This is a genomic window from Halobacteriovorax sp. CON-3, assembly GCF_043196995.1.
Taxonomy (GTDB): Bacteria; Bdellovibrionota; Bacteriovoracia; order Bacteriovoracales; family Bacteriovoracaceae; genus Halobacteriovorax_A.
Window position 1 is genome coordinate 383,900 of sequence record NZ_JBEBNA010000002.1, and the last position, 26,729, is coordinate 410,628.

The 26,729-nt window shown below is 36.6% G+C and carries 29 protein-coding genes; 19 read left to right on the forward strand and 10 right to left on the reverse strand.

The annotated features are described in order from the left end of the window. The first annotated feature begins 7 nt into the window (after positions 1–7). From ABMA72_RS12530 to ABMA72_RS12545, 4 genes are all read left to right on the forward strand, one after another. Entirely contained in the window at positions 8–826 is an 819-nt protein-coding gene (locus ABMA72_RS12530) for a methyltransferase family protein (RefSeq protein WP_392858737.1), read from the forward strand. A gap of 96 nt (positions 827–922) precedes the next feature. Further along, positions 923–1,516, forward strand: coding sequence for an energy transducer TonB (locus ABMA72_RS12535; protein ID WP_393057334.1), 594 nt, complete (start codon positions 923–925; stop codon positions 1,514–1,516). A 79-nt stretch (positions 1,517–1,595) separates the two neighbouring features. Then, positions 1,596–3,617, forward strand: coding sequence for a TonB-dependent receptor domain-containing protein (locus ABMA72_RS12540; protein ID WP_393057336.1), 2,022 nt, complete (start codon positions 1,596–1,598; stop codon positions 3,615–3,617). 15 nt (positions 3,618–3,632) lie between these two features. Beyond that, a complete protein-coding gene (locus ABMA72_RS12545) occupies positions 3,633–4,115 on the forward strand; it encodes a hypothetical protein (protein ID WP_393057338.1) in 483 nt (160 codons plus the stop codon). Between the two features lie 5 nt (positions 4,116–4,120). Here ABMA72_RS12545 and fumC read toward each other — a convergent pair whose 3' ends face one another. The 7 genes from fumC to ABMA72_RS12580 all read right to left on the reverse strand — a co-directional run bounded on the left by fumC (position 4,121) and on the right by ABMA72_RS12580 (position 10,923). Next, entirely contained in the window at positions 4,121–5,509 is a 1,389-nt protein-coding gene (fumC, locus tag ABMA72_RS12550) for a class II fumarate hydratase (RefSeq protein ID WP_392858745.1), read from the reverse strand. Between the two features lie 48 nt (positions 5,510–5,557). Then, positions 5,558–6,508, reverse strand: coding sequence for a hypothetical protein (locus ABMA72_RS12555; protein WP_393057340.1), 951 nt, complete (start codon positions 6,506–6,508; stop codon positions 5,558–5,560). A gap of 8 nt (positions 6,509–6,516) precedes the next feature. Then, on the reverse strand, positions 6,517–7,380 hold the full coding sequence (locus ABMA72_RS12560) for a DUF4423 domain-containing protein (protein ID WP_392858759.1): 864 nt from the start codon (positions 7,378–7,380) through the stop codon (positions 6,517–6,519). Positions 7,381–7,436: 56 nt separating this feature from the next. Continuing rightward, a complete protein-coding gene (locus ABMA72_RS12565) occupies positions 7,437–7,943 on the reverse strand; it encodes a hypothetical protein (protein WP_392858761.1) in 507 nt (168 codons plus the stop codon). Positions 7,944–8,161: 218 nt separating this feature from the next. Further along, positions 8,162–9,250, reverse strand: coding sequence for a methyl-accepting chemotaxis protein (locus tag ABMA72_RS12570; RefSeq protein ID WP_393057342.1), 1,089 nt, complete (start codon positions 9,248–9,250; stop codon positions 8,162–8,164). Between the two features lie 98 nt (positions 9,251–9,348). Next, positions 9,349–10,320 (reverse strand): cytochrome-c peroxidase, encoded by a 972-nt coding sequence (locus ABMA72_RS12575; RefSeq protein WP_392858764.1) that lies wholly within the window; start codon positions 10,318–10,320, stop codon positions 9,349–9,351. A 69-nt stretch (positions 10,321–10,389) separates the two neighbouring features. Beyond that, positions 10,390–10,923, reverse strand: a complete 534-nt coding sequence (locus tag ABMA72_RS12580; RefSeq protein WP_392858766.1) for a hypothetical protein — start codon at positions 10,921–10,923, stop codon at positions 10,390–10,392. Positions 10,924–11,032: 109 nt separating this feature from the next. Between ABMA72_RS12580 and ABMA72_RS12585 the strand changes: the two genes are divergently transcribed. The 3 genes from ABMA72_RS12585 (at position 11,033) to ABMA72_RS12595 (ending at position 12,902) form a co-directional block, all read left to right on the forward strand. Further along, positions 11,033–11,413, forward strand: coding sequence for a rhodanese-like domain-containing protein (locus ABMA72_RS12585; RefSeq protein ID WP_393057344.1), 381 nt, complete (start codon positions 11,033–11,035; stop codon positions 11,411–11,413). A gap of 133 nt (positions 11,414–11,546) precedes the next feature. Further along, the gene (locus ABMA72_RS12590) at positions 11,547–12,290 is read left to right on the forward strand and encodes a helix-turn-helix domain-containing protein (RefSeq protein WP_393057346.1); all 744 of its coding nucleotides are present in this window, start codon (positions 11,547–11,549) and stop codon (positions 12,288–12,290) included. Between the two features lie 87 nt (positions 12,291–12,377). Continuing rightward, positions 12,378–12,902 carry a hypothetical protein gene (locus ABMA72_RS12595; protein ID WP_393057348.1) on the forward strand — a complete coding sequence of 175 codons (525 nt, stop codon included), beginning with the start codon at positions 12,378–12,380 and terminating at the stop codon, positions 12,900–12,902. A 44-nt stretch (positions 12,903–12,946) separates the two neighbouring features. On the opposite strand, the gene ABMA72_RS12600 is transcribed toward ABMA72_RS12595, so the two are convergent. Then, entirely contained in the window at positions 12,947–15,340 is a 2,394-nt protein-coding gene (locus tag ABMA72_RS12600; protein ID WP_393057350.1) for a methyl-accepting chemotaxis protein, read from the reverse strand. Positions 15,341–15,597: 257 nt separating this feature from the next. Between ABMA72_RS12600 and ABMA72_RS12605 the strand changes: the two genes are divergently transcribed. The 4 genes from ABMA72_RS12605 (at position 15,598) to dbpA (ending at position 18,895) form a co-directional block, all read left to right on the forward strand. Further along, positions 15,598–16,185 carry a Crp/Fnr family transcriptional regulator gene (locus ABMA72_RS12605; protein WP_392858774.1) on the forward strand — a complete coding sequence of 196 codons (588 nt, stop codon included), beginning with the start codon at positions 15,598–15,600 and terminating at the stop codon, positions 16,183–16,185. A gap of 54 nt (positions 16,186–16,239) precedes the next feature. Beyond that, positions 16,240–16,710, forward strand: a complete 471-nt coding sequence (locus ABMA72_RS12610) for a DMT family transporter (RefSeq protein WP_392858777.1) — start codon at positions 16,240–16,242, stop codon at positions 16,708–16,710. Further along, entirely contained in the window at positions 16,694–17,446 is a 753-nt protein-coding gene (locus tag ABMA72_RS12615) for an arylamine N-acetyltransferase (RefSeq protein WP_393057352.1), read from the forward strand. The genes ABMA72_RS12610 and ABMA72_RS12615 overlap by 17 nt, the downstream gene beginning before the upstream one ends. 69 nt (positions 17,447–17,515) lie before the next feature. Continuing rightward, on the forward strand, positions 17,516–18,895 hold the full coding sequence (gene dbpA / locus ABMA72_RS12620; protein ID WP_392858781.1) for an ATP-dependent RNA helicase DbpA: 1,380 nt from the start codon (positions 17,516–17,518) through the stop codon (positions 18,893–18,895). Between the two features lie 10 nt (positions 18,896–18,905). Here dbpA and ABMA72_RS12625 read toward each other — a convergent pair whose 3' ends face one another. Then, positions 18,906–19,535 (reverse strand): hypothetical protein, encoded by a 630-nt coding sequence (locus ABMA72_RS12625; protein ID WP_392858783.1) that lies wholly within the window; start codon positions 19,533–19,535, stop codon positions 18,906–18,908. Positions 19,536–19,680: 145 nt separating this feature from the next. On the opposite strand from ABMA72_RS12625, the gene ABMA72_RS12630 reads away from it, so the two are divergent. Beyond that, on the forward strand, positions 19,681–20,127 hold the full coding sequence (locus ABMA72_RS12630; RefSeq protein WP_392858785.1) for a YiiD C-terminal domain-containing protein: 447 nt from the start codon (positions 19,681–19,683) through the stop codon (positions 20,125–20,127). On the opposite strand, the gene ABMA72_RS12635 is transcribed toward ABMA72_RS12630, so the two are convergent. Beyond that, positions 20,117–21,337, reverse strand: a complete 1,221-nt coding sequence (locus ABMA72_RS12635; RefSeq protein ID WP_393057354.1) for an NAD(P)/FAD-dependent oxidoreductase — start codon at positions 21,335–21,337, stop codon at positions 20,117–20,119. The two genes, ABMA72_RS12630 and ABMA72_RS12635, sit on opposite strands and share 11 nt — an antisense overlap. 88 nt (positions 21,338–21,425) lie before the next feature. Between ABMA72_RS12635 and ABMA72_RS12640 the strand changes: the two genes are divergently transcribed. Genes ABMA72_RS12640 through ABMA72_RS12670 form a run of 7 tightly spaced genes read left to right on the forward strand, consistent with a single transcriptional unit; the run spans position 21,426 to position 26,533 of the window. Beyond that, on the forward strand, positions 21,426–22,334 hold the full coding sequence (locus tag ABMA72_RS12640) for a LysR family transcriptional regulator (RefSeq protein ID WP_393057356.1): 909 nt from the start codon (positions 21,426–21,428) through the stop codon (positions 22,332–22,334). 57 nt (positions 22,335–22,391) lie between these two features. Continuing rightward, positions 22,392–22,757: a MepB family protein gene (locus ABMA72_RS12645; RefSeq protein ID WP_393057358.1), complete on the forward strand. Its 366-nt coding sequence runs from the start codon at positions 22,392–22,394 to the stop codon at positions 22,755–22,757. A gap of 16 nt (positions 22,758–22,773) precedes the next feature. Further along, entirely contained in the window at positions 22,774–23,616 is an 843-nt protein-coding gene (locus ABMA72_RS12650; RefSeq protein ID WP_393057359.1) for an EamA family transporter, read from the forward strand. Next, positions 23,606–24,073 (forward strand): GNAT family N-acetyltransferase, encoded by a 468-nt coding sequence (locus ABMA72_RS12655; protein WP_393057361.1) that lies wholly within the window; start codon positions 23,606–23,608, stop codon positions 24,071–24,073. The genes ABMA72_RS12650 and ABMA72_RS12655 overlap by 11 nt, the downstream gene beginning before the upstream one ends. Before the next feature lie 37 nt (positions 24,074–24,110). Then, positions 24,111–25,373 carry an NCS2 family permease gene (locus tag ABMA72_RS12660; RefSeq protein ID WP_392858800.1) on the forward strand — a complete coding sequence of 421 codons (1,263 nt, stop codon included), beginning with the start codon at positions 24,111–24,113 and terminating at the stop codon, positions 25,371–25,373. Positions 25,374–25,388: 15 nt separating this feature from the next. Then, entirely contained in the window at positions 25,389–26,042 is a 654-nt protein-coding gene (locus tag ABMA72_RS12665; protein WP_393057363.1) for an NAD(P)-dependent oxidoreductase, read from the forward strand. A 59-nt stretch (positions 26,043–26,101) separates the two neighbouring features. Further along, entirely contained in the window at positions 26,102–26,533 is a 432-nt protein-coding gene (locus tag ABMA72_RS12670) for a thioredoxin family protein (RefSeq protein ID WP_392858803.1), read from the forward strand. The last annotated feature ends 196 nt before the right edge of the window (positions 26,534–26,729 follow it).

Here is a 26,729-nt window from a genome sequence, read left to right on the forward strand (position 1 = left end):
GGATAATATGACGAACAAAACAGGTGTCTTAGCATTTGGGGTGATTAGTTATTTAATTGGCTTTTCCGCTCTCGTTGGTTGGATCGGCAGCATGTTAGGCTTAATTCCATTTCAATATGGAATTGTTGATTACACAACGGACTCTCTTGGTAGTGCATTCGCTATTGCCATAGGGCTTAGTGCTTTATTTGCAGCTCAGCATACAATCATGGCCAGGGAGAGGTTTAAAAAATTTATTAATAAGTATATTCCAGCGGCCGCTGAACGATCTCTTTATGTATTGATGTCTGGTATTACTCTTCATTGTGCAATTCTATTTTGGCCCAAGAATGGCGTTGTCATGTGGAATATCGAAAATACGATGGCATCGACTCTCATTATGAGTATTGGGGTTGCTGGATGGGCCTATCTCTTTGTGGCAAGTTTTGCTTTAAATCACTTTGAATTATTTGGGTTGGAGCAAGCTTATAATTATTATCGAGGAAGGCCAATTCAACGAGTCCCTTTTCAAGAAAGCTGGATGTACAGTTTCGATCGTCACCCAATTATGACAGGAGCTCTGATAGGGATGTGGTTTACTCCAGAAATGACTGTTGACCATCTGATGTTTAGTGGAATCTTTTCTGCCTATATTGTCGGAGGGGTTTCTATTGAAGAAAGAGATCTTGTTAGGCAATGGGGGAGTCGCTATATGGACTATCGAACTCGTGTGAAAACCATTGTTCCAACATTCGATATCATTGGCCCAAATGATATTAAGGCCAGCGAAACTAAACAAAAAGATCATAAGAAGGAAGAGGCCAAAGAAAAGAAGAAGGCCGCTTAATCTTGAGGGAGCTTTGTCTCCCTCTTACTCATTGAAAATTCTTCATGAATAGAAAAGCATTTGTGAATTTAAGGCCATTTGGTGATAATAAGAGCTATGCGCAAGAATCGTTTTCTCTATTCGACAATTATTTCGATAGGAATTCATGGAATATTAGTATTTGGGACAGCTTCAGCTTTGAAGTCAAAGTCTTCGAATATGCATTTTTCAGCAAATCAGGCCCAGGCCATTCAGGTTAGACGCTTAGTGAAGTTAAAGAAGATCACTAAATCTCCCAAGAAGCTTACTCAAAAGAAGGCCCGTTCAAAGCAGTTGATACAGAAAAAGGTCACTAAGGTAGTTGAGCAGTCTCTAGAGAACGCTCCAGTGATTAAAAAGGTCGTCGATGCTGGAGAGGCGAGTGAGAAGGCCAAGTACCTCAAAACGATTAGGGATCAAATTCTTGCTCAAAAACGCTACCCAAGAGTGGCCAAGATGTTAAAAAAACAAGGGATTGTTGATATCTACTTTGAGGTTTCATACCCAAGTAACCTTTCAAATATTCAAATTCAAAAGGGCAGTGGCCATGCCATTCTGGATAAGTCGGCCCTTGAAACAATTGAGGCCCTTGGAGATCTTCCTCAGATGCCAGACTTTCTAAAGTCAGAGGTTTTAAAGGTCGCAATTCCTATTAAATATGAGTTATTGTAATTACCTTAACGCACTGTAAAAACTAACTTCTTTACTAAAACCATTCCAAAAATCATTTCAAATATGATAGTTTGCCTGCATGATAAAAAAGTTTGATGGCCAATACAAATTAGTATTTCTAGGCCTTCTCACACATTCACTTATCTTTGCGCAAGACGTAAATCGTCTTGAGTCGATTTATATTACCGACGAGCTAGAGGTTTATGAAGAAGGGCAAAGTGCTGCTTTAGGTTTACAGGATGAGATCACATCTGATGAGCTTGAAGAAGAAGTCGCTCAAAGTATCGATGATGTTCTAAAGAAGACATCCGGTGCGACAACTAAAGGCGGTCCACGCGCTATTGGTGAAACCCCACAAGTTCGTGGCCTCGAAGCAAATAAGCTATTTGTAAATATCGATGGTGTAAAACAAACCTTTTATTTTTCAAATCACAACTACTCCCATCTTGCAGTTGATCCGGATAGTATTAAAAAAGTTGATATCTTCAAGTCAAATACAGATTACTCACAAGGAATTAGTCTTGGTGGTGGAATGTCATTTGTTACTAAAGATGGACGCGACTACCTCAATGCCGGTGAAAAGTCTGGAAGTATCGTTAAATATTCTTTTGAAGAAGCTTCAAATATGAATGCAGAGTCAGTGAAAACTTTTGGACTCATGAATAGTGGAGACTACCTTCTTAGCGCTAGTTTTAAAGATTCAAAAGATCTAAAACTTAGCGATGAGACAACTCTTAAAAACTCTGCTTTTGAAACATATAATATTTCTACAAAATTTACTTTTGATCTAAAGAACTCTCAAAAGATAAAGCTAAATGCTGAACTCTATAATCTTGAAGATGAATCTCCGCTAAACGCAACTCTTGATCCACCAAGTGATCTGACAACTCTTCACGGAAGAACAATCATAAAGCGTGAGTCTGTTAGTGCTGAGTACAAGCGAAAGGGCCTTGTCGGAAATCTCTATTTCTCTGAACAATTTAATAAGCAAGAGCGTGATAGTGATGGCCGAAAGGAAGAGAGAAATATCGAAACAATTGGTACACGAATAAAAGATCAACTCTCTTTAAGAGATGATTTAAAACTCGTTATTGGTGCTGATGCAACAATTGATAAGGTAACAGGTAAGAGTTCAACTGGTAGTGTTTCAGATTATCCAGATGGACAGATTACTGAGGCCGCTGCCTTTGCTCAGTTGAATTATAAAGTTGGCGCACTAAGCCTAGCACCAGGTATCCGTTTTAGTGATTATAAACTTGAGTCAAAGGATTCAAGCTTTAGTGATGTAAAAGATAATAATCTTTCATCAAAAATCTTAGTAAATTATGAATACAATGGTTTTAATTTCTTCTCTAACTTTTCACAAGGTTTTAACTCACCAGACGTTCAAGAAGTCTATGCAACTGGACTACACCGTCCAGGTGATGGGTTCTTTATCTCTGATAACTACTTTGTGACAAACTTAGACCTTAAACCAGAGATATCAAATACAATTGAGATTGGAACAGAGTTTAAGAAGCAATTATTCTCAGATATGGATCTTCTGAGCTTCAGGGCAAGTGGTTATGTCTCAAAAGCGCGTGACTATATTGATCAAGAGATTATCGACTATGCCATTTTTGATGGAAAAAATGGAACAACTCAATTTATTAATCGAGATAAAGTGACTTTGTATGGACAGGAATTTGATCTTAGGTATCTCTACGATCAATTTGAGCTTGCTGCAGGTTATTCACGAAGTGTAGGTTGGGATAATTCAAGAAAGATGTGGCTTTCTAATATGCCTGCTAATACATATACTTTCGGGGTAAATTATCATCTCGATCAATATGGTGTAAAACTTGGTTATGATACTCTTATGGCCATGAGGCAAGATCGAGTGAATCCTGCTTCTCTTGAGAGAACAACGGCAACGCCTGGTTATACACTTCACAATATCTTTGCTTCAAAAGAGTTCTCATCTGGGATCCTAAATGGTCTTAAGGTGACAACTAGACTTGATAACTTAACAGATAAATCATATCGAAGACACGGCTCATATATTCATGAAGTAGGTCGAAATTTTAAAATGAGTATTCAATATAAAATAAAGCATTTTTAATAAACGGAGTTTCTAATGAAAACAATTTTAGCATTCTTAATGGCAGCATCAGCATTTGCAACAATCCCTCAAGGGACATATCTTCTTGATCGTATTGAGTGTACGACAGGAGAGACTCTTAAACTTGGTGGAGCATTTATGAGATATAATGTGACTCTTAAGGTTGAAAAGGAAAAAGCTGAAATGACGGCAATTGCAAAGAGTGCAAAGTGGGCACCATACTTACTAAATTGTACTCAAGTTAATTCAGGTGACTTCAATTATGTTGGCCCAGGTCAGTATCAAGGTGGACTTGAAATGACTAAAGTTAAGTGTAACCTTGGTGTATGGGAAGGCATTTTAAAGAAGCAACATTTTGGTGTTGAATCAAATGGATCAATCTTTGATTATGAGTATAACGACGGAAAGCTTGTTCTAAGTGTGAAAGATACTTTTACAAATTATAAGACATGTCGTGAAGCCGGTGGTTCACCAATTTATCACTACAATAAACAGTAATATTTTTATAAAGGTTGTGTCATCTTAGATGGCACAACAAATTTATCAAAGTCATCAGCACTTAAAAGTCCTAATTCAATTGCTGACTCCTTAAGCGTCGATCCCTTAGCATGTGCATTCTTTGCAATCTTAGCTGCATTATCATAGCCAATATATTGATTTAAAGCTGTCACAAGCATTAGAGAATTACTTAGATGCTTTTCAATATTTTCATGGTTTGGCTTAATTCCAATGACACAATTTTTATTAAAAGAATCCATTGAATCAGCAAGTAATGTGAGTGAGTGGAGGAAGTTGTGAATCATAACAGGTTTATAAACATTAAGCTCAAAATTTCCTTGAGTTCCAGCAAAACCGATCGTGGCATCATTACCTAGGACTTGTACACATACCATCGTCATTGCCTCACATTGTGTGGGATTTACTTTTCCTGGCATGATTGATGAGCCTGGCTCATTAGCTGGGATTGAGATTTCTCCAATCCCACAGCGTGGCCCACTGGCCAGCCACCTAATATCATTTGCAATTTTCATCAAGGCCGTAGCAAGTCTTCTCATAGCACTTGAGCCCGCAACAAGCGCATCGTGTGCTGCAAGGGATGCAAATTTATTTGGGGCCGTCACAAAATTCTTTCCTGAGATTTCAGAGATTTTTTGCGCCACTAGTTTTGCATATTCTGGATGTGTATTAAGTCCTGTTCCAACTGCTGTTGCTCCTAGAGCAAGTTCTCTTAAGTTTTCTATCGAATGGAGTATGTCTTTTCTCGCTCCTTGAAGTTGTGCTGTATAGCCGGAAAACTCTTGTCCAAGAGTAAGTGGAGTTGCATCCATTAAGTGTGTTCTTCCAATTTTTACGATATCTTGAAACTCTTTTGTTTTCTTTTCAAAGGCCGTGATAAGACGATTGAGTGATGAAATTAAACGATCTTCAATTTGTTCAACAGCTGCAATATGCATGGCCGTTGGGAAGGTGTCGTTTGATGACTGTGACTTGTTGACATCATCATTAGGGTGAATTGGTTTTTTAGATCCCATAATCCCACCGCTGATTTCAATGGCGCGGTTTGAGATAACTTCATTTGCATTCATATTTGTTTGTGTTCCAGAACCGGTTTGCCAAACAACAAGAGGGAAGTGCTCATCAAGTTTCCCTTCAATAACTTCATCAGCGGCCTGTATTATGAGAGCAGCTTTGTCTTTTGAAAGTTTTCCAAGCTCTAGGTTAGCAAGTGCTGCACCTTTTTTAAGGATTCCAAGTGCTCTGATCATTTCACGTGTAAAATGATCCCTGCCAATCTTGAAGTTTTGCAATGAACGTTGAGTTTGTGCTCCCCAGTAGCGAGAAGACTCTACTTTAATTTCACCATTACTATCGGTTTCGATCCTAAATTCCATCACATTTCCTTTCTTACTGAATGCTTCAAAATCTTGGAGAGGGCCGTTCTAGAAGATAAATACTCTCGCTTGAATCTTGCCATCTTTGTGAGTGAATTGAATTGATAAGTCGCTTTGCTTAACTCTCATCATCTTGTCTTGGTTCTCACAATAAGTGTCCAACCAAAAATTCATTGTGATAGTCGTCTTGTTGTCGCTGTAAGTGGGTCTTTGCCAATGGCCATTATTCAAATTAAATCCATAAACAACTTCTTTATCTCCACAAGACAAGTGCTTATAAATAGTCTCACCTAGGTGTTCAAACTTTCCATTATATGTATAACTAAGATTCGAACTAATATAGTTATTTGCATTTGAAAGTAGACGAAGTGTTAATGGTGTCCCATTAACTTCAAATTCAAAAGACTGCCAATTCTTATTCCATTGATTCCTAACTTTTGTCCCTAACTGATCCAGGAAACTATGACTGATAATTCCAATTTGATGTCCTAGTTCGTGTATTAAGATGCTAATCATTGCTGGAATATCATTCGTAATAAATTGAGACTCTTCTAAATTTATAAATATGTGACCTCGTCGACTAAAGCCTGTTTTTGCAATGCGAGAGGTAATATCAACTTCGTTGTGGAAGAAATCCCCAGCAAATTCTTTACTAACAAAGATAAGGGGTCTTTTCATATAGGCCTTAGCGATGAATGCCTGATTAATCTCTCTTAAAATTAATTCTTCTTGAGCATCGATCTGACACTCGTATTTATTGCCAAGACAGTTAAAGATTGCATTTTGAAGATTATAATAAGCAAAGGTGAAGTTTTGTTCAACTAGTCCAGAACCATTACCAACAATATCACCTGAGCCTAGTGCTTTCATGATTGGCAGCGATTTTTTATTAAAGTTCTTTGTTAAGATATAGCTTTGGGAAGGGGTGAGCCTTTCAAGTTCTTTTGAAAAAATACAATTTGAAAATAGTAATACTGATAAAATTAAATAACTTCTCATCGTTCTTCCTAGTGCTTAACAACTTGATCCGTGTGGGAAAAGAATTGTGTATTTAGCTGATAAAGATTGTCAGCATCGTGTGTTGAAAACTTCTCATTAAAATCTTTAATAAACTCGAAGATATACTTCTTAGCTTCAGCAATATCACTTTCTTTTACTTTCATTGTGACTGCTGTTATTTGTCTCTCATTCACAGATTGTTCTTCAATTGATTCAAGAGCACGATTAATCATTCCATGATGGTGGCGTTTAATTGCTGAGCTCGGGACATCATTCGTTGTGACAAGTCCTTCTTTTAGGACAATTAAGCGACCTTCTTCATTTCTTCCGATAGTCTGAGTCTCAAGCATTGTCTCAATTGCGTACTTAATTTGATTAAGGGGAACTTTCTTTCTAAGTTTTTGATGAATCCACTGATTATCTTCAACGAATGAAGGCATTGAGATAAGTTGTTTAATTGCAAGAAAATACCAGTCACTTATCGCATTAAATTCTTTTAGACTAAGTGAAATTCCATTCTCTTTTAAGTTCAACGTGGCAATTTTCTTTAATATCTCTTTAGTGTCTTTATTCTTTCTTTGTGCTTTTTCTAGCTGAACAAGAAGCATGAAATATTGCTTCTCTTTCATATTTAATTTTAAATCTTCAGAAATTGCATTGATCATTTCAAGACTAGGGGATCTTTGTCCTTTGATGACCATTGTTAGTGAACTAGGGGATTTATACCCAAGGCGATTTGCCCAAGTTTTTAAGTTATTTGCAGTGTGGGAATAAAGGCCATCAGGCATACCGGCCTTAATAAGGAAGTCACAGTAACTTTCAAAGTCAAAAATTGAAATTCTTGGATCTTGTATTTTAAGATTTTCTTCCATTTGTTCCCTAAGTGAAGAAAGGCCCTTTAGGGAAGGGCCCTTCATCTATCTTTTAATTATTCACAAGCTTCAATTGTGTAGTTTTTCGTGAATAGTTTTCTACCTAGCTTATTGTCATGTCTTCTACCGTGAAGTGTTTTATGTACATCGATGTCGTAAGAAAGTGGGTGAGTATATGTGTATGTTTCGTACTGCATACAATATTGACGTCCATCTCTTCGACCTTGGTGTGACCAACGTACACATCTTTCTCTTTCAGATACGATTTCAGCTGTTCCATAGAAGCTTGTATAAGCAGTACAGATGCTATCTCTATCACCGCCACGGTGTTGCCATTCAACACATCTTTTAAGCATTTTCTTTGTTCTAATAGTGTCTCCATCAAGACAAGTGAAAAATACTGAAGTTGCACCACCATTATCTAGATTTAGTGCAGGCTCATTGAAAGTAACTCTCATGAAGTTGTCTTTAATAGTCTCCCATGAGTCGTGTTCAGTAGGCATACCAGCGAAAACTGATGTTGTTACAAATAATGCGGCAATAAACGTGATTAATTTTTTCATTTAATTCTCCCTATAGTTAGCTTGATTCTGTTGAATCATATGTTCTAAAAAATCTAAACTAAAACTATGTAGTGGTGAGAATTATGTAAATAAAATTTCACGATATAGCAAACAATGTTTTCACAAGATGTGAATCCTAGACTGCGATGTGAGGCCTGCCTCCCTTAGAATGAGTGGCAAGCTTCTGAAATGTTGTAGAAGTTAAAATAGTAAATTTTTTATCTTTCTTTCTTCTCGGCCAGGATTCGATCAAGTCCTCTAAAAACTTCTTCACTGGCATCTTCCATTTGTTGAAAGCCGTCAGTAATAACATCGATATTATTCTTAACATCGTCTAGATAGTTAAAAATGACCTTTGTTCCTGAGTGAACGGCCGCATGATCACCTTCAATGCAAGGAAAGCTTGATAGGCGAGAGAAGCTGGCCTTACCTTCTCCTTCATAATACCACTTTCCAAGACGACAGTTATGATGATCAACAAAGTTAAAGGCAGGCCTTTCTTCGATGACTGAAATATAAGTATTTATTTTCCAAATAACGTGGTCAAGCTTTGCTAAGCTCATGAATACTTCATCATTAGTTGCTGAAATATCTGAGAGGGCATCTTTATTCTTAACAGTTGTTTGAGAAATACTTTCATCAAATTGATTAATTTTATCGTTGATGTGATTTGTTTTATTAAGAGACTCATTTGCCGAACTTTGTAGCTGCTTTGAGATCGAGATAAAAGAATCCGTTTTACTTCTAATATTTTCTAGGAGGTCTGTAGTTGATGTTGCAAGCTTTTGAACTTCTTCTGCAACAACAGTAAAACCTTTCCCAACTTCTCCTGCACGGGCAGCTTCAACAGAAGCATTAAAAGAGAGTAACTTTGATTGGAAGGCAATTGTTGAAATCCCTTCAATTGCTTCAAGGATATCCTTCACTCCTTCTTCAATATTAAGTGAAGATTTTGAAGTGTATTCCATATTATTCTTAAGGCTTGAGACGTCTTCTAGAATCTCTTTTGAGTCTGTTCTAATACTGTCAAATGAAGCATCTACTTCAGTTAATCTATCAAGTGCTTGGGTGCTATTTCCAACTGAATCAGCTAAGTTCTTTTGAATCTGTGAAAGCCCGTCTTTCAGTTTGTAATTCTCTGTTTCTAACAGTGCAATCTTTTGCAAAAGAAAGTCATTCTCACTTATAAGCTCTTGAACCTTCCCTTGGGTACTTGCTAACTTATTAGTAAGCTCAATATGCTCTTGAGTCGGTTGTGTTTCTAATTCTTCTTTTTTGAAATATGTCTTAAATTTTAGAATTCCCATATTTAAATTATCGGAGTCTTCTAGATAAATTTAATCGGATTTAGATGATTATTATCAGGAAAAGTGAAAAAAGGCGTGAAGATTCACGCCTTTATTAATTATAGTTTTGGTAAAGCTTTAGCTTCAAGAGAACCAAGGAAGGCCTTGATACTTTCTCTGTCTTCAGCTGAGATTTCAACACCTAGTTGGTGCTTGGCCATAATAGTGATCGCCTCATCAAGTGTTTTAACACTTCCATCATGAAAGTAAGGTGCTGTCTTTGTGATATTTCTTAGAGTAGGTACCTTGAAGAAGAACTTATCATCTTCATTCTTAGTTACTTCAAAACGACCTTTATCTTTAGTCGGGTACTCTTCAGCAAGTCCTAGCTTTTGAAACATTCCACCTCCAATATTGGCACCATCGTGGCATGTCGTACATCCAATCTCATTGAATTTTTTAAGCCCAACTTTTTCTTGGTAGCTTAGAGCTGAATGATCACCGTTTAAGTACTCATCATAGCGGCTAGGTGTTAGAAGTGTCTTTTCAAAAGCACCAATGGCAACACCTACATTATTGAAGTTGAATGCTTCTTTGTTCCCAAATGCTCTTTCAAAAAGTGCTCGATACTCTTGTGTATCGATTTTCTTCATAGCATCTGAAGCCTGTGCTAATCCATGTTCAACTGGATTTAGGATAGGTCCTAATGCTTGCTCTTCGACGTCTTTTGCTCTTCCATCCCAGAACTGTAAGAAGTTTAGGGCGGCATTGTAAACTGTTGGAGAGTTACGTCCACCAAGGGTCCCATCATGACCTGGTGATGTTGGAAGATTATCGACTCCAAACTGATCAAGTTTGTGACAAGAGTTACAAGAAATGGTGTCATTTATTGATAGCTTCTTTTCAAAGTAAAGTGTCTTTCCTAAGTGAATAAGGTCTTTGTTAGATTTTGCATCAATTAAAGATGCAGGTAGTGGAGAAAGAACTCCATCAACTTCTGAAAGTAATCCCTTATCATCAAATTCTTTAACCTCTTGCTTGTTACAACTAATAGCAAGTACGAACATACCTAAAAGCATGCACTTCTTCATGTCTTCTCCCTCTTAAAAAATGGCGTTATCAACTCATTATATCGGATTTATTAAATTCTAAAATAGGTATTATTTCTCATTTAGAAAGTTAATAACCTTCTTCTCTAGAGGGGCCTTTGTTAGGCCTGCTTTTCTGGCCGTCTTAGTAGCTTCTTCTTTTGATAGTCCTTCATATTGATAGAGGTGAGTTAAATACCAAGCAGCGGCACGATTACCACTTGAGCAGTGAATATAGATCTTCTTGTCTTTGTTATTGTTAATGATTTTAGAGATCTCACTTAGAGAGTTTTCATCGATCTCCTTGTCTTTATTGAAGAAAGGAATTTGGTGATACTCAAGATTAAGCATCTTTGCTGTTGCTTCTTCATCATAACCCTTGAACTCATTCTTTCCTCTTAGATTTATAACGACTTCATAACCATCTTTCTTTGCCTTACTTAAAGTAAGCTTTGTCGGTTGTGGGGCAATTGCTAAGTGGCTTACAACTTTTGCTTCATCATATGTTGTAACAATAGGTGCTTTTTCAACATTGTGAGAAGTAGAGCATCCCGTAAAGAACAATGCCATGAGAATTGTTGTAAAAATAGCTGTCATCGATTTCATATATTATTCCTTTTTTTATTTAATTTAAAATTAGCATACACTTAAATAGTTAAATGATATTTGACCTACATCAAATATTTATTCAAGATAGTGGCATAGGATGATTTATATGGAAGAACTTATTCAATTTATACGACAAAATATGATTTTTATTTTTATTTTCGCCTTTGTCATGTGGCGAATTTATCGCTTTTTTAAGGCCAAGAACGAAGTTCAAAGAATCTTAAAAGAGAATAATAATTATCAATTAGTCGATGTTCGAAGCGAAGGGGAGTTTCAAGGATTCTCAATACCGAATTCAATAAATATTCCAATCGATCGCTTAGGCGCTGAATTTGAAAAACTCGACAAGAATAAGTCTGTCATTGTCTACTGTGCTTCTGGCGGAAGAAGCTCCATGGCCAGACTACACCTTATGAGACTCGGGTTTAAGAACGTAGTCAATGCTGGGGGTGTTCACGCTCTATCTCGTCTCCTAACTCAAAAATAAGGGATAAATTCGATAAAATTTACCCTAAATCAGCTTCTTGGTTCCAAATATTGGTACTTTTGTGTTAACTCTTTAAAATAGTTCAGAGGTAAACTACTTTCTCTTCATTAACTTACTTAGCAAGGAGAATGAAATGAGAAATGATGTATTTGTTGCACTAAAAGACGTAATGAAAGTTCGAAAGGTTAACTATAAGGACTTGGCCGCTCGTATCGACATGTCTGAATCGGGCCTTAAGAAGCTTATGGCCGGCCAGGACTGTTCTGTAAGTAAATTAGACCAAATATGTGATGCGCTAAATATCAATTTAGGAGAGCTGTTTTCGATTGCCCAGCAGTCCAAGGACTCAGTTCTAAAATTAGATGATAAACAAGAAGCTTTATTCCTAAAAGAACCAATTATCTATCACTTTTTCACAGAGCTACTTTCTAGTGATGGAGACTGGAAGGCCGTTATTAATAAGCACCGTCTTGATAAGAATGAATCTCTATCAATGCTTAGAAGCTTGGATAAGGTTAATCTCATTGAGTTGGGAGAAAATGATCGAGTAAAGCTACTATTTAAAGGAAGTGATATCAATATCTCTTCTAAATTAGGTGCTTTGGTAAGTTTTAATATTGATCGATATTTCTTCGAATATGCCCAGGAACAATTCAAGTTAGAGCAAAAGACTTCACGTGGATCTAGAGGAAGCTTTTACTTAAAAAAAGAGTCAGTCACAGACTATCTTAAGGCCCTTGATGATTTACAATTAGAATTTGCTAAGAGGTCAAAGAGAGAGGAGCTTCTTTATGGAAGTGAGAAGCTTGAAAATATAACTTTCATGTCTTATCTGGCCACTGACTTCAGGGCAACTGACTATGTATTTACTAAGTAAATAATTCAAGATCAAAGTTAATTAATGTTATTTACTTTTTAGGTTGCTATACCTCGATAAAATTTCCGTTATCTTTTAGGAGTATGTATGAGTGGTTTTTTAAACACTGTAGGGATTATTGCAATTATATGCCTTGTCGTTCTTGGGATTGCTGTTTTTTCATCTTTCAAGTATTCGAAGGATGAGGAGGGAAAGGTTACTCTTTCTCTTTTTTGGGGAGCTATCAAAGTAAATGAGAAAGAGCAGAAAGTTAATATCCTAGGAGACTTCATTGCTGTCGATGGGCAAGATGAGAAAGTGAAAGTCGGTGGACTCGTTGATGTTGATGGAAAAACAGAAATCGTAAATGTCGACAATGGAAAGGTCATCGTTGACGGAAAAGAGAAGATTATTAAAGTAAAGAAGGACCTTGTTGTCGAAGTAAAAGAAGATCACGTTATTATCAATAATAGTTTTGATTCTAATATCCTAAAAGTTGTTACTTCTTTAAAGAAGAAAGATGATAAGAATTTAAAAATAGAGGGACGAGTTGTAGGTGAGGATGATGTTTATCTTATTCTAGAGCCTAAGGATTCCTCTAAAATGAATATTAATGTAAAGTTTGAGTCTTAATAGAAAATAGAAAAAAAGAAGCGCCACTTTCGTGGCGCAATTCCTTATATTGCATCTTTAAATCTTGAATCATCTGCACTAATTGAATCTGCATCAACTAATTCTAGATCTTTCTTCTTTTTAGCAAATGGCATCTTGATCACTGGCTTAACTGGACTTGCCGCTACCGGTTGCGCATCTGAAACATTTTCTCCAAATACAATCATTTGAATATCTTCGACAATTCTTGAAAGATCATTTGACTGCTCTTTCAGTTCTGCTGCCTTTGATGAAGAAGTATGTGCAACTGATGTATTCTGTTGTGTTACTGCATCAAGCTGTTGAACAGCTGTTGTGATCTCGTTTACACCTGCTGATTGCTCAGTTGATGAGGCAGCGATTTGTCTAACAGAGCTATTTACTTCATTAAAGCTTTCTAGAATCTCACTTAATACAGAGTCACATGTTTTAATCTCAACTAAACTTTCATCAACAGATTTCTTACCGTGCTCAATAATCCCAGACATTTTAGACTTTGAGTTTTCAACAGTACGATGTACTTGGTCAATACTTCTTTCAAGTAGTTCCGTAATTTCTTGGGCCGCCGTACCACTCATTGCAGCTAGGGCACCAACTTCCTCTGCTACAACCGCAAATCCTTTTCCATGCTCTCCTGCTCTGGCCGCTTCAACTGAAGCATTGAAAGACAGTAGCTTCGTTTGGAAAACAATATCATTGATAACTTTTGTTTTTTCCGAGATCTCATCAATTACTTTTGTAATATTTTGAATTTCAACATTATTTTCTTCTACACTTTGAATAAGGACTTCATTATTCTTATGAATATCCTCAATCTTATGTTTTACACTGCTTACATACTCTTTACCTTCTTGTGCCTTGGCCTGACTCTTTTCAGAAAGGTCAGAAGTCGTATTAGCATTTTCAGAGTTCCTATCGACCATCGCTGAAATTTCAGTAATTGAAGCAGATGTCTCCTGTAAACTGGCCGCTTGCTGCTCAGTTGCTGAAGAGAGATCAGATGAACTCTGTGCAAGAGCGTTTGCCGAGTTTAGAACATTATGTGCTCCAAGCTTAAGGCCCTCTGCAAGCTTTACAAGGCTATTAGAGATTGTTTTTGCAAATGTTAGAGCAAGAAGTAAAATTGCAATCCCTGAAATTGTAATTAAAGTCATGATAACCTTTCTTACTGTATAAAGTGATGCCAGTGCTTCATCTTCATCCATTTCACTTAGGATATACCAGTCAAGTCCTGCAATACTTAGTGGCTTGTATGCACTAATTACATTTATATCTCTATAATCTTCAAAGATTTCAGCTCCAGTTTTTCCTAGAACAACATTATCTGCACCAAGAGTATCAATCTTAGCTGCAAGGGCAGATGTTTTCTTCGATTTCATATAATTGATCGCGCTTTCGCTTAGACCTACTTTTTGCATAGTCTTAAAGAAGTTAGCTTCGTCTTCAACAAGAGTTCTCGAAACACTTCTCATCACTTTATCTTTACCGATAATATAAGTTTCTCCTGAGTCTCCTTGACCTTGCTCTTTCCATTTTTCATCACTTGTTAAGATTTGATTGATCTTTGCAACTGGTACTTGGAAAACTAGTACAGCACTTAACTTATCATTCTCAAAGATTGGTGCTGAGATAAACTGAGCAGGTGATTCGTAGCTTGGGTAATACTTTTGAATATCTGTAAAGAAAACAGCATCTTTAGATTTTGCATTTACTGCTAGGTTATATGCTTGCGCTAGTCCTGAACTTGCATATGGACCAGTCTTAAGGTTTGTTGCAAAGTCAGCTTCTTTGAAGACAGAATAAATAACTTCGGCCTTTTGAGCATCAATTAGAAAAATATCATAATAACCAAATTTATTTAAGTAAGTGCGAAATGCATCATGATATCTTTCATGTGTTTTAGAATAATTTGTACCATCTTTAAGTGATACTAGTGCATCTTTTGATCCTAGAGGATTATTATTAGAACTAATAAAGGCGTCTTGAAGAAGTAATTCATTCTTACTTAACTCTCTAATAATTTCACTTGTTCTATCAAATTCTTTTCCAATATTAGTTTTATTATATTGACCGCCAAACTCATTAGCATAAAAGGATGTGAGTGCTGATTTAGCTGCATTAAAGTCAGTTCTAGTTTCTATCTCAAATGATTGAAAAGATTTTTTAAATTGTCTTGCGGCATCAATCGTTGAAATATTTTGGGCCAGGGCCGAGACTTGGCCACCCATTGTCTTATATAATTCCTCGAGCTGAAAGCTGCGTCCTTCACGTATCGAAATTAGCATATTCTCAGCATTCTTATGAAGAGTCTTGTCGACATTATTTAGAACGACGAATGTTATTGTTAATGAAGGTAGTAGGCCCGCCAATAAGAACCCGAGAACCAATTTTTTGTTTAGGGAGAATTTACTAATGCTCATTAACTATCCTTTTTTATTAGCATAAAATAATATTGTTAACTGGATTATCGAATGTTTTCTAAATAACTTTATAGAAAATATTGGCATTTTATTTGTAAATGCATTGTATTTAACCTGTCAAAACCTCTTAGGAACGGTGTGTTAGAGGGCTTTTGCTAAAAATTGCTGATTTTTATTATAAAAAATCTCTAAGCAAAAATTATTAAGCTCTAGTAAGACTATTGTCTGAGCTTAGTTTCATCATTAAAATATTAGCAATGGAAGCCATCAAATTTTTAAATGAAGTCATGAATTCGTACCACGAGCTATCAAGTAATTGCTGGGAAGAGCTGCAAGAAGCCTTTAGAGTGAAGTCATTTAAAAAGGGGACAGTTTTAGTCGACTTTGGTGACACCCCAACAAAGTTCTACTTTGTCTATAAAGGCCTTGTTAGGGCCTACTCAATGGGACAGGATGAGGCCGCCAAGGAAGTTAACAAGAACTTCTTTGATGAAGGAAGGTTTCCATCTGCAGTAGTGGCCTCGCTTGATAAGAGTCCTTCTGAGATTTGTATCGAAACACTAGAGGATTCAGTTCTAGTGGAAATTGATCATGCCAAATATCGCCAGTTACTTGATAAGTACGAAGACTTAAAGTGGTACCATATCAAATACCTTGAGAGGCATTGGGTAAAAGAAAAAGAGCCTGTGGAAATCTCTCTACTGGATGGTGAGGCCAAAGAGCGCTACCTCTCATTCATTGAAGAAAACCCTGGCCTAGCAAAACGCGTTCCTCTTTATCACTTAGCATCGAAGCTTGGAATTACGCCAACTCAATTGAGCCGAATAAGAAAATCAATTAATTGATTATTTTCAACATATGTAAAGGAAGTGGCCTAGAAATTTCTATATAGTAAGGGCATGACAAATCTTGTTTTAGTTCTACTATCTATTTTATCGGGGGGCCTTATACTTTTACAAAGTAGTCTAAATGGCCAACTTTCTAAGTATACTCAAAACCCTTTCTTTTCCTCGTTTGTACTTTACTTTTTTAGTGCCGTTTTCATGATGTTAATTTTTGTAAGCACACGTCTTAAGATACCAAACTTACAAGTTATAAAAGAGATCCCTCTCTATCTTTGGGTGACAGGTAGTATCCTAAGTATTGCGGGCCTAACTCTCGTTTATTGGTTAATGCCAATTTTAGGGGTTTCAAAGGTTTTAAGTGGTATAATCACAGGACAGATAATAGCTGGAATGATTGTTTCTCATTTCGGTTTTTTCGACTTACCTGTGATTGAAATAAATCGTTATAAGATTCTAGGTGTAGCCTTTTTATTTACAGGTGTATACTTAATCAATTGGAGTGCTATTAATGAAACAATTAAATAATGAAATCAAAAACTTCTTAGTTAAAAATACTTTCAACAATATTGATATACTAATTAGTAATAGGGCCATTCTAAAACTAGATACAGAAAGTCTTTACGATAAGTTAATTGTGAGAAAACGTGGAGGTTATTGCTTTGAAAATAATCAATACTTCTATACACAATTAAAAGAAGGGGAAAACGAGGTTAGGAGAGTTCTTGGTCGAGTTGTCTATGGAGATACTCCTGATAATAAACCAAGATCTCATCAGGCCACTGTTATTACGATTGATAATAATCAATATCTAGTTGATGTGGGCTTTGGCCCTTATACTCCTGGAGCAGCTATTCCATTAAGTGGAGAAGAGGTTGAGAGCTTTAATAAGAGAGTTTATCGAGTTACAAAAATAAATGAGGTTGATTATCAACTAGAGATTGCAAAGAAAGATGGTTTCTTTTCTCTCTATCAATTCAACCTTGCTAATTATAATGATGCTGACTTTAAAGTGGCCAACTACTATACCAATACGCATGATGATTCAAAGTTTACGACATCACTAGTTCTCTCTCAGCAAATTGAAAATGGGACAAGATTTATTAGTAATCTTCTGTACTCGGAAATATGTGGTGAGCAGAGAAGAAATATTGAAATTAAATCTGCATCCGAGATGTATGAAATTATCTCTGGAGAATTCAATGCACACTTTAGTGAGCAGGAGTGTGAGGATTTATTCAAGATTGTAAGAAAATTCATTTAAACTAAGCTGTGGTGATTAACTCTTATTGTTTTGGTTGACGAGGCGTCAATAAAAAGAGAAAAGATTATTATGAGTAATAATTTCGCTAGTTTAAAAATTGATATCCGTTTAAAGAGAAACCTAAAAGATTTAAAATTTGAAGAGATGACTCCTATTCAAGAGGAAGCTCTACCTATTATTCTTGAGGGAAAAGATATAATCGCTCAGGCCAAAACAGGTAGCGGGAAGACCGTTGCATTTGGACTGGGAGTTCTTAACTCTATCGATTTAAAACAAATTAGACCTCAATGCTTAATCTTATGTCCGACAAGAGAACTTGCTGAACAAGTGGCCATGGAGTTAAGAAAGCTTGCTCGAGCTATTCCAAACTTAAAGGTTCTAACGATTACGGGTGGAAGCTCTGAATATCATCAAGAGAAATCACTGGGACACGGTGCTCATATTATAGTTGGAACTCCTGGGCGAGTTATAAAGCTACTTAAGAGAAAAATTCTCATTCTTGATTTTGTAAAGCAATATGTACTCGATGAAGCTGATCGAATGTTAGATATGGGCTTTATTGACGATATCTCACGAATCTCGACCTATGTTCCTAGAGATCGTCAAACGCTCTTATTCTCAGCCACTTTTCCTGAGGACATTGAAGAGCTTAGTAAGAGGCTACAAAATGATGCCGTAAGGGTAAGTGTTGACGTTACTCATGAAGGATCAAATATCAAAGAAGAGTTTTTTCAACTAGAATCTCATAAAGATAAGATGTCTGCTCTTATTAAAGTTTTGGCCGCCTATCAGGCGAAGCGTTTTATTGTCTTTTGTAAAACAAAGAGAATCTCTGATACTGTGGCCGATGATTTATGTAAGAACGGAATAATTGTTGAGTCAATTCACGGTGACCTTGATCAAAACGAGAGAACTGCTGCACTAACGATGTTCTCAAATAAGAGCTTAAATGGAATTGTCGCTACTGATGTTGCGGCAAGAGGTATTGATATTAAAGATCTCGACCTTGTTGTGAATTTTGACCTCTCTAATGACCCAGAAGTTTATGTTCATAGAATTGGAAGAACTGGACGAGCGGGAAGCGAAGGAAGAGCTGTTAGTTTTCTTGTTGAACAAGAACTAGAAAGCTTTGAGAAAATTTGTGAATATCAAAAAACAGATTATCAATTAAAAGACCTAGAAACTCTTTCTGGTGAGAATGAATATAATATTAAACCTGAGATGGCGACGATCTATATTCGTGGAGGAAAGAGAGACAAGCTACGCCCTGGAGATATTGTTGGCGCAATTGTTGGTGAAGCTAAAATAGACTCAAATGAAATTGGCGATATCTCTGTGACAAAGAGAAGAACTTACGTTGCTGTAAAGTCTGAGCTCGTTAAACACGTTCTTAACAGTCTTAGAAATGGTAAGATAAAGAATCGCCGTTTTAAATCGGTTATTTTGTAAATTTCGCCTCTTAAAACCTTGTTAAGAATTCAAAGTAAGTTGCACCGTCTAACATAAAAGTTGTGTAAACTTCAGTATTTTGTCCAATCTTTCCGCCGATTGGAGCAGTGTTAATATCTGAGAAGTCATAATTCTTATCACCAAACTCTTTGATCACAAAAACAAGTAGACCTGCACCTTGTGAAAGAAATTCTCCTAGACCATTTTCTTTGGCCACAGCGTAGGCAACCTTAGAAAAACCTGCATGACACCATTTATTTGAAATATCACCTTGATTGTGAAGAGCACTACAAGGATCATCATTTTCAGTGAAATAATCTGACTTAGGGTTCGATAAGAAAAGGGCCGACTCACGACTTAATCCTAAGACTTTAAATTCTTGAGGTCTCTCTTCATTATTCTTTATATACTTTTCAAAGAAGATTGAGGCAGCTCTAGCTGATTGCTCACTATCTCCAATTACTATATCTTTGTACTTATCAGAAAGTTCAACATACTCTCTGGCCATTCGTGAATAAGAGTCTTCTTGTGCCAGCATCATATTTGGTTTGATGTTAAATCGCATATCCCTTACGTCTTGCGCATTAGCAAGAGCTGAAAAAGATAGTAGGATAGTTAGTGGCATTATCAATTTCTTCATATGTCGTCCTCTTAATTATTTTGAATATCTTAACTAATTACATAAACAGAATGTGAAAATGTGAAAAAAAGAGGGCCTGTTCTGAGATTAGACAGACGTAATTTCATATGCTTATACTATAATTTAAGAGGTGGAGGTAATTGAAATGAAAGAGATTTCCGAACAATACAAGCGTGATCTACTAGAGTCGATTCCAGTCGTCTCAGAAATGAACCTTGAGATTAAGACTGTAGAAGATCAGAAAATCGTACTAAAAGCTCCTTTAAATAAGAATATTAATTATGAAGGAACAGCGTTTGGTGGAAGTATTAACACTCTCGCAATTCTTTCTTGTTATCTCCTAACTCACCATACGATGAAAATTCACGATATTGATTTTAATTCCCTCGTTATTCAAAATAGTGAAATCGATTACCTTATGCCAGTTGATTCAGACTTTGAAGCTGTGGCAGAAATTGACGAGGCTTCAGTTACTAGTTTCATTCGATCTCTTAAGCGTCGAAAGGTCGGCCGCTTAAATGTTCACTCGAAGATCATGGTAGGAGACAGCATAAGAGCAAGCTTTAAGGGCCGCTTTGTCGCTACTTTATAATTCGTATTCTTCTTTTGTTAGAAATAAGAGACCATGCCCATTGCATAAAGACCATGAGCTTATTTCTAAAATTAATTAAAAAGAATATGTGAACAAGACTCCAGGACAGCCAGGCAAGAGGTCCTGCTAGCTTAATTCCTTTCCATTCTAAGACCGCCTTGTACTTTCCCACTGTGGCCATGGAACCCTTGTCTAGGTACTTAAAAGCAAAACGTTTATTCTTGATTAACTGCTTAGCAAGATGCTTGCCCTGCTGGGCCGCAACTGGAGCAAGAGAGGGGAGAGGGGCTCCGTCTTGCGATTTAAAGTTTGCAGCATCACCTAAGATGAAAATTTCAGGATAATCTTTTAGGCTTAAGTCTTCTTCTATTATTGCTCGGCCCATTCTGTCTTGTTCGACACCAAGCTTAGAGATTAACTTTGTTGCACGATTTCCAGCTGCCCATATGATATTCTTCGACTCTATTCTCTGATTCTTTGTTTGCACATAATCGTCACCAATTTCTTCAACAATTTCATCTGTTAAAACCTTTACTCCCAAATCTTCTAGGTATCTCTTTGCCTTTTCTGAAGTCGGATGAGTATAGCTAGAAAGTATCTGCTGGCCCCCTTCAATAAGATAGACCCTAGTTAACTTGGGATCGAAGTCGCGGTATTCGTTTACAAGGGTTTTATAGGCCACTTCTGCAAATGCTCCTGCCAGCTCAACACCAGTAGGGCCACCACCAATAATAACAATATTTAGCTTCTTTTCTTCTTCATTAAGCTTTATCTCTTCTTTTTCAAATGAATCAAGGACACGGTCTCGAATATTAAGAGCATCAGTTAGAGTCTTTAGGCCAGGGGCACTCTTTTCCCAATCCTCATTACCAAAGTAAAAGGGCCTTGATCCTGTCGCTACTGCAAGATAGTCATATTGATATTCATCACCACTCTTACATTTTACAATGTTAATGTCTTTATCGATGGAAACCACTTCTTGCATATGTACTTTGATATTTTTGGCATGAGATAAAATTTCACGTATTGGCATTGAGATATCACCTGGCGAAAGAGAGGCCGAGGCAACCTGATAGAGTAAGGGGTGGAATAGATGATGATTCTTCTTATCTAGGATAACGACTTCAAATGAATCCTTATTGGCAAGTCCTTTGGCCAAGGCTATGCCAGCAAAGCCTGCTCCTATGATTACTACTTTTATCTTTTTCATAATAGTCCCCTTGATCTGCTACATGTCAAATTTAAATCATCTTTGTAGTTGAAACAATAAGGTTAATTTGAAATAATTTATTTCCAATATGGAAATAATTGAGAAAACCACATTTGACCGTTTATATGCCCTACAAGTTGCAACTGTTGTTGCACGTGAGGGGACATTTGCCAAAGCGGCAAAGGTATTAGGAACTTCGGCTTCAAATATTACAAAAGAGATTCAAAAGCTTGAAAGTTATTTAGGTGTCATTCTATTTAAAAGAACAACTCGATCTTTTGTTCTCACTGAAGAGGGGCATCTAACACTAGAGAGGTCTAAGAACCTCTTAGAGGAATTGAATAACTTAGAAGAACAGCTCCATGGAGTTGTTGATTCGGTAAAGGGAGTCATACGTATTACTGCTCCTACGACAATTGGACAGAGCTTCTTGGCCCCAATATTTGCTGAATTTCAACTACATTATCCTTATGTCGAGATTGATCTCATTTTAACGGATCGAGTTCTTGATCCTGTTGAGCATAATATTGACTTAAGCATTAGGACCGCATTTCAATTAAAGGATTCGTCTCTTTATATGAAAAGAGTCACCCAAATTGATCGTGTTATTTGTGCTTCTCCAAGGTATATTGATCATTTTAAAAGGCCGACGAATCTTGAATCTCTTAGTAAGCATAACTGTTTGTTATATCTAAGGGGAGATAGTCCTTTTATTTGGAGTTTTAAGAAAGGACAAAAGATAAGTCATATTCAAGTACAAGGATCATATAAGTCGAATAATTTGATGTCACTTATAAAGGCCTGTGAACTTGGTGTTGGAATCTTAAATGTACCTCGCTACTTAGTTGATGAACAGATCCAAAGTGGTGAACTCGTCGAATTATTTAAGAGTTGGGAGCTACCATCACATAGCTTATTCTTTCTAACTTCTCGTAGGCCCTCTAGTTCAAAGAAATTAGAAGTATTGGAAGAGTTTTTATCGGAGAGATTGACATAAAAAAGATAAGTGAAAAACTTGATTCATATATTATTCATGAGGAAGCGCAGGAATATAATGGTTGTTCATATATATGAAGGAAAGTACTATATTCAACGATCTTCCAAAGTAACACCTAAGAAAATTGGCCAATTTGTCACATTGTGGAAGAGAGACGAAAGTGGTAAAACAATACCATACCACTTAAATGACCCTCTCGATTATGTTTTGATTATTTGCGATACAGAAAGTGAACAGGGTTACTTCTTATTTCCAAAAGATACTCTAGTGAAAAAAGGTATTCTCTCTAGTGAATATAAAGAAGGAAAGCGTGGATTTCGTCTTTATCCCAAATGGGATCAACCTACTAGTAAACAGGCAATCAGTTCACAAAAATGGCAACTCGATTATTTCTTCAATGGAACTTTTCAAGGGATCCGTTAGAAGCTAGTATGGCCTAATGAAAAGATTAATACTTGTTACTGTTTTATGGGCATTTTCATTTAGTCTAATAGGTCAATATATTGCTGGTAAGATGGATACCTATCTGGCCATATTTCTAAGACTCTTTTTCGCATTCTTAGTCTTTGTCCCATTTTTAAATTTCAGAACTCTTCTTAGAGTCGAATCTCTTAAGACGATGCTCATTGGAATATTGCAAATTGGGGTCATGTATCTCTTTTACTACAATTCCTTTAAGTATCTATCTGTATCAGAAGTAGCACTCTTTACCATTTCAACACCTCTCATTATTTCAATTATTGGAAATATTATCGAGAGACGATTTATCTTAAGACAACTTTTCAGTGTTATCTTAGTTGTTTTTGGTGCTGCCATTATAAAGTGGAGTGAGATCTCAAATGATTATATTATTGGCTTCTTGCTTGTACAGGGAGCAAATATCTCTTTTGGTCTAGGACAAGTTCTTTACCGCAAGGTAATCTCTGAGCAAAATCAGATGCAAAAATTTGCACTCTTCTTCTTAGGTGCGCTCATTCCTATTTCAATCGTCTTAGTTTCAAGGACAACAGTTGATCTTTCTCAAATTTCAACTTTGCAATGGGGTGTTTTACTGTGGCTTGGCCTAGTTGCCTCTGGTGTGTGTTACTACCTTTGGAATACTGGCGCTAAGTTGGTCTCTTATGGAGAGCTAGCTGTTATGAATAATGCTGTTATTCCTGCGGCCATTCTCGTTAACGTCATCTTCTGGGGAGCAAAGATTCAATGGACATCATTTCTACTCGGTGCCTTCATTATTATTTGTGGTATTTTGATTGAAAATAGGAAGCCCCTTGAGTATTAGTGTCAGAAAATATAGAGAAGATGATAGTCTCGAATTACTTAAGCTATTTAACAGGACTATCCATACTGTTAATATAAATGACTATAATTCTACTCAAGTAAATGCTTGGGCCCCTAAAGAGCGTGACCTCGATGAGTGGTGCCAGTCTCTCTCTAACAGAGAAGTCTTCATTATCGAAGTCGATCAAGAGATTGCAGGCTTTAGTGATCTTGAGCTAGATGGCCATATCGACCGCTTCTATATCTCATCAGAGCATATAGGCCAAGGAGTAGGTGAGAAGCTTTATCTTGAAATTGAAAAATGTGCTAAATCTCATGCTATTCAAAAGCTCTTTCTTGAGGCCAGTATCACTGCAAAACCTTTCTTTTTGAAAATGGGTTTTGAGATGATAGAGAAACAGGTTGTGACATTAAGAGGAGTGAATTTTATTAATTATCGTATGTGTAAATATATTTAAGTTTTTTTGTCCTGAACTTAAATGATAGAATACATGTATGAAAGAAAATAGTATTCGCACAGAAGTCATAGCAGGAATCACAACCTTCTTAACGATGAGTTATATTATTTTTGTTAATCCACTCATCTTATCATCAGATGGTACAGGAATGTCCTTTTCTGCTGTTATGACAGGGACTATTTTGGCCAGCTTTGTTGCAACTCTTCTTATGGGCCTCATCGCAAAGCTACCTTTTGCCCTTGCTCCTGGAATGGGGCTTAATGCTTTCTTTACTTATACTTTAATTCTCGACCAAAAAATCCCTTGGGAGCAAGCCTTGGGCCTTGTCTTTTGGTCAGGTGTTGTCTTTGTTATCTTGTCAGTGACGCCATTTAGAGAGAAGTTAGTTAAATCGATTCCTAAGAATTTAAGAATGGCCATGGCCGTTGGGATCGGTATTTTCCTTGCATTCATTGGTCTTAAGAATACCGGCATTATCATTGACCATCCAGTAACACTTGTTCAAACAGCACCACTTTCAATTGAGGGGACAGCGGTCATCCTTGGTTTTGTTCTTATTATTGCCTTATTTAAGAAGAATATTCCTGGAAGTCTTCTGATAGGGATATTTTTTACTTGGACACTAGGAGCTCTCTTTGGAAAGTCGACTCTTCCTGAAAACTTCTTTGCAACTCCTGACTTTAGCTACTTTATGCAAGCAGATATCTTGGGGGCTTTAAAAATTGCTTATATCCCAAGTATTCTCACTCTTATGATGACTGATCTTTTTGATTCTTTGTCGACTTTTATTGGCGTCGCAGAGACGGCCAGTCTTAAAAATGAAAAGGGTGAAATTAAGAATATGAAACAGGCCCTAACTGTTGATGCACTTGCGACTCTCTTTTCTGCATTCTTTGGAACTTCTACGACGACAACCTTTGTCGAAAGTTCCGCTGGTGTAAGTGTCGGTGGCCGCACAGGATTAACATCAGTTATTACAGCAATCTGCTTCCTTCCGTTTCTCTTTCTTGCTCCATTTGCACAGTCCATTCCAAGCTATGCAACGGCCCCTGTTCTTATCTTTGTTGGGATTCTCATGTTTAAGAATATCTCATCAATAAATTTTGAAAAATTTGAAGAAATGATTCCTGCATTCTTATGTATTGTTCTTATTCCACTAAGTTTCTCAATTACAACAGGGATAATGTGGGGATTGTTTGTACATACTATTTTATATATTGTAGCTGGTCGCATAAAGGACTTAAGTCTAACAGAGTGCTTACTTTCTATTGTTGCTTGTTTATATATTATTTATCATTAATTAAATGGGGTTTTAATGAAAGTTTGTATTATTGGAGCATCTGGAAAGCTTGGCCAGTATATGCTTAAGCATTGTTTAGAGCGAGGTTATGAAGTCAATGCTGTATGCCGAAGTCAAAGTGTATCAAAGCTAGATACCTTTAGCGATAAGATTACAATTTTCCCTGGTCAGACAGATGATAGAGAGATCATTAAAAAGGCCGTTGAAGGTTGTGATGGGATCTTAACAGTTCTTGTCCCTTGGGGTGTTAACGATTATTCATCTGGTACTGCTCAGGCCGTTCTCGATTTTGCAAAAGAAGGTGCCAGACTTATTTTCTCTTGCGGATGGCATATCTCAAGAGATGGAAAAGATAAGTATAATTGGCAAATTAAATTTCTCGTTCCTGTTATAGCTTTCATCGCAAAATTATTTAGGCTTGTTGATATTAGCGACCAAGAAAGGGCCTGTGAAAAAATCTTTGCAAGCGATAAGAAGTGGACAGTCGTTAGGGCCAGTGATCTTGAGGAAGGGGAGAGTGAAGGACTTCCTATTTGGAGAGAGCATGTAGGTGATCCTGATCTTGCAAAGAATCGTACACGTCGTATTGATTTTGCACTCTTTATGGCCCAGGCCATGACAAATGATGAATTGATACATAAATCGCCTGCAATAGTGAGTTGTAAATAATTGATCTCCATCAAATATTTTCAATAGGCTTTTTGATATAATTAGGTGAGGAGAATTAAATGAAGAAAATTATTATCTGTGATTCATGTGGTGCAATTAATCGAATTGATACGACAAAGCTTTCTGCCAGTGGAGCTGTATGTGGAAAATGTTCTAAAGACTTGGACACTAGAGCAAAGGTTCAAAGTATTACCTTTGATAAGCTAGAAAAAATTATACAACACTCTGAGCTTCCTGTCTTTGTTGACGCTTACGCAGATTGGTGTGGCCCGTGTAAAATGTATGGACCAACTTTTACGGAGTTTGCTCAAAAGAATTGGCAGTCTGCAGAGTTTTATAAAATCGATACTGAAAAGAATCCAATGATCTCGGTTAAGTATGGTATTCGTGGCATTCCCACGACTCTAATCTTTAAAGAGGCGAAGTTAGCGCATTCACAAAGTGGTGTTTTACAAGTTGTGCACTTAGATCAAATGCTTTCTAATTTTTAAATTAACTAATAACTTTAATTAGTTCCATATTTTGGTACTTTGAAATCTGTTGTTCTGCGCTATCTCAATATAGGGTATGATTTTTTCATCATCTAAATCTCATTAGGTGAATAATTGAAGGAGCATATTATGTTTAACTACTTAGGTACTATCATTATTAAATAATTTCGAAGCCTCCTTAAGCGGAGGCTTTCTT

Bases quoted from the DNA above. Each gene is read 5' to 3' on its own strand.
- ABMA72_RS12605 (WP_392858774.1), top strand. From the start codon at position 15,598: ATGGAAGCCATCAAATTTTTAAATGAAGTCATGAATTCGTACCACGAG.
- ABMA72_RS12580 (WP_392858766.1), bottom strand. From the start codon at position 10,923: ATGAAATCGATGACAGCTATTTTTACAACAATTCTCATGGCATTGTTC.
- ABMA72_RS12650 (WP_393057359.1), top strand. From the start codon at position 22,774: ATGAAAAGATTAATACTTGTTACTGTTTTATGGGCATTTTCATTTAGT.
- ABMA72_RS12640 (WP_393057356.1), top strand. From the start codon at position 21,426: ATGGAAATAATTGAGAAAACCACATTTGACCGTTTATATGCCCTACAA.
- ABMA72_RS12615 (WP_393057352.1), top strand. From the start codon at position 16,694: ATGAAACAATTAAATAATGAAATCAAAAACTTCTTAGTTAAAAATACT.
- dbpA (WP_392858781.1), top strand. From the start codon at position 17,516: ATGAGTAATAATTTCGCTAGTTTAAAAATTGATATCCGTTTAAAGAGA.
- ABMA72_RS12665 (WP_393057363.1), top strand. From the start codon at position 25,389: ATGAAAGTTTGTATTATTGGAGCATCTGGAAAGCTTGGCCAGTATATG.
- ABMA72_RS12585 (WP_393057344.1), top strand. From the start codon at position 11,033: ATGGAAGAACTTATTCAATTTATACGACAAAATATGATTTTTATTTTT.
- ABMA72_RS12595 (WP_393057348.1), top strand. From the start codon at position 12,378: ATGAGTGGTTTTTTAAACACTGTAGGGATTATTGCAATTATATGCCTT.
- ABMA72_RS12610 (WP_392858777.1), top strand. From the start codon at position 16,240: ATGACAAATCTTGTTTTAGTTCTACTATCTATTTTATCGGGGGGCCTT.
- ABMA72_RS12670 (WP_392858803.1), top strand. From the start codon at position 26,102: ATGAAGAAAATTATTATCTGTGATTCATGTGGTGCAATTAATCGAATT.
- ABMA72_RS12590 (WP_393057346.1), top strand. From the start codon at position 11,547: ATGAGAAATGATGTATTTGTTGCACTAAAAGACGTAATGAAAGTTCGA.
- ABMA72_RS12625 (WP_392858783.1), bottom strand. From the start codon at position 19,535: ATGAAGAAATTGATAATGCCACTAACTATCCTACTATCTTTTTCAGCT.
- ABMA72_RS12535 (WP_393057334.1), top strand. From the start codon at position 923: ATGCGCAAGAATCGTTTTCTCTATTCGACAATTATTTCGATAGGAATT.
- ABMA72_RS12565 (WP_392858761.1), bottom strand. From the start codon at position 7,943: ATGAAAAAATTAATCACGTTTATTGCCGCATTATTTGTAACAACATCA.
- ABMA72_RS12575 (WP_392858764.1), bottom strand. From the start codon at position 10,320: ATGAAGAAGTGCATGCTTTTAGGTATGTTCGTACTTGCTATTAGTTGT.
- fumC (WP_392858745.1), bottom strand. From the start codon at position 5,509: ATGGAATTTAGGATCGAAACCGATAGTAATGGTGAAATTAAAGTAGAG.
- ABMA72_RS12600 (WP_393057350.1), bottom strand. From the start codon at position 15,340: ATGAGCATTAGTAAATTCTCCCTAAACAAAAAATTGGTTCTCGGGTTC.
- ABMA72_RS12645 (WP_393057358.1), top strand. From the start codon at position 22,392: ATGGTTGTTCATATATATGAAGGAAAGTACTATATTCAACGATCTTCC.
- ABMA72_RS12560 (WP_392858759.1), bottom strand. From the start codon at position 7,380: ATGGAAGAAAATCTTAAAATACAAGATCCAAGAATTTCAATTTTTGAC.
- ABMA72_RS12570 (WP_393057342.1), bottom strand. From the start codon at position 9,250: ATGGGAATTCTAAAATTTAAGACATATTTCAAAAAAGAAGAATTAGAA.
- ABMA72_RS12555 (WP_393057340.1), bottom strand. From the start codon at position 6,508: ATGAGAAGTTATTTAATTTTATCAGTATTACTATTTTCAAATTGTATT.
- ABMA72_RS12660 (WP_392858800.1), top strand. From the start codon at position 24,111: ATGAAAGAAAATAGTATTCGCACAGAAGTCATAGCAGGAATCACAACC.
- ABMA72_RS12545 (WP_393057338.1), top strand. From the start codon at position 3,633: ATGAAAACAATTTTAGCATTCTTAATGGCAGCATCAGCATTTGCAACA.
- ABMA72_RS12540 (WP_393057336.1), top strand. From the start codon at position 1,596: ATGATAAAAAAGTTTGATGGCCAATACAAATTAGTATTTCTAGGCCTT.
- ABMA72_RS12630 (WP_392858785.1), top strand. From the start codon at position 19,681: ATGAAAGAGATTTCCGAACAATACAAGCGTGATCTACTAGAGTCGATT.
- ABMA72_RS12530 (WP_392858737.1), top strand. From the start codon at position 8: ATGACGAACAAAACAGGTGTCTTAGCATTTGGGGTGATTAGTTATTTA.
- ABMA72_RS12635 (WP_393057354.1), bottom strand. From the start codon at position 21,337: ATGAAAAAGATAAAAGTAGTAATCATAGGAGCAGGCTTTGCTGGCATA.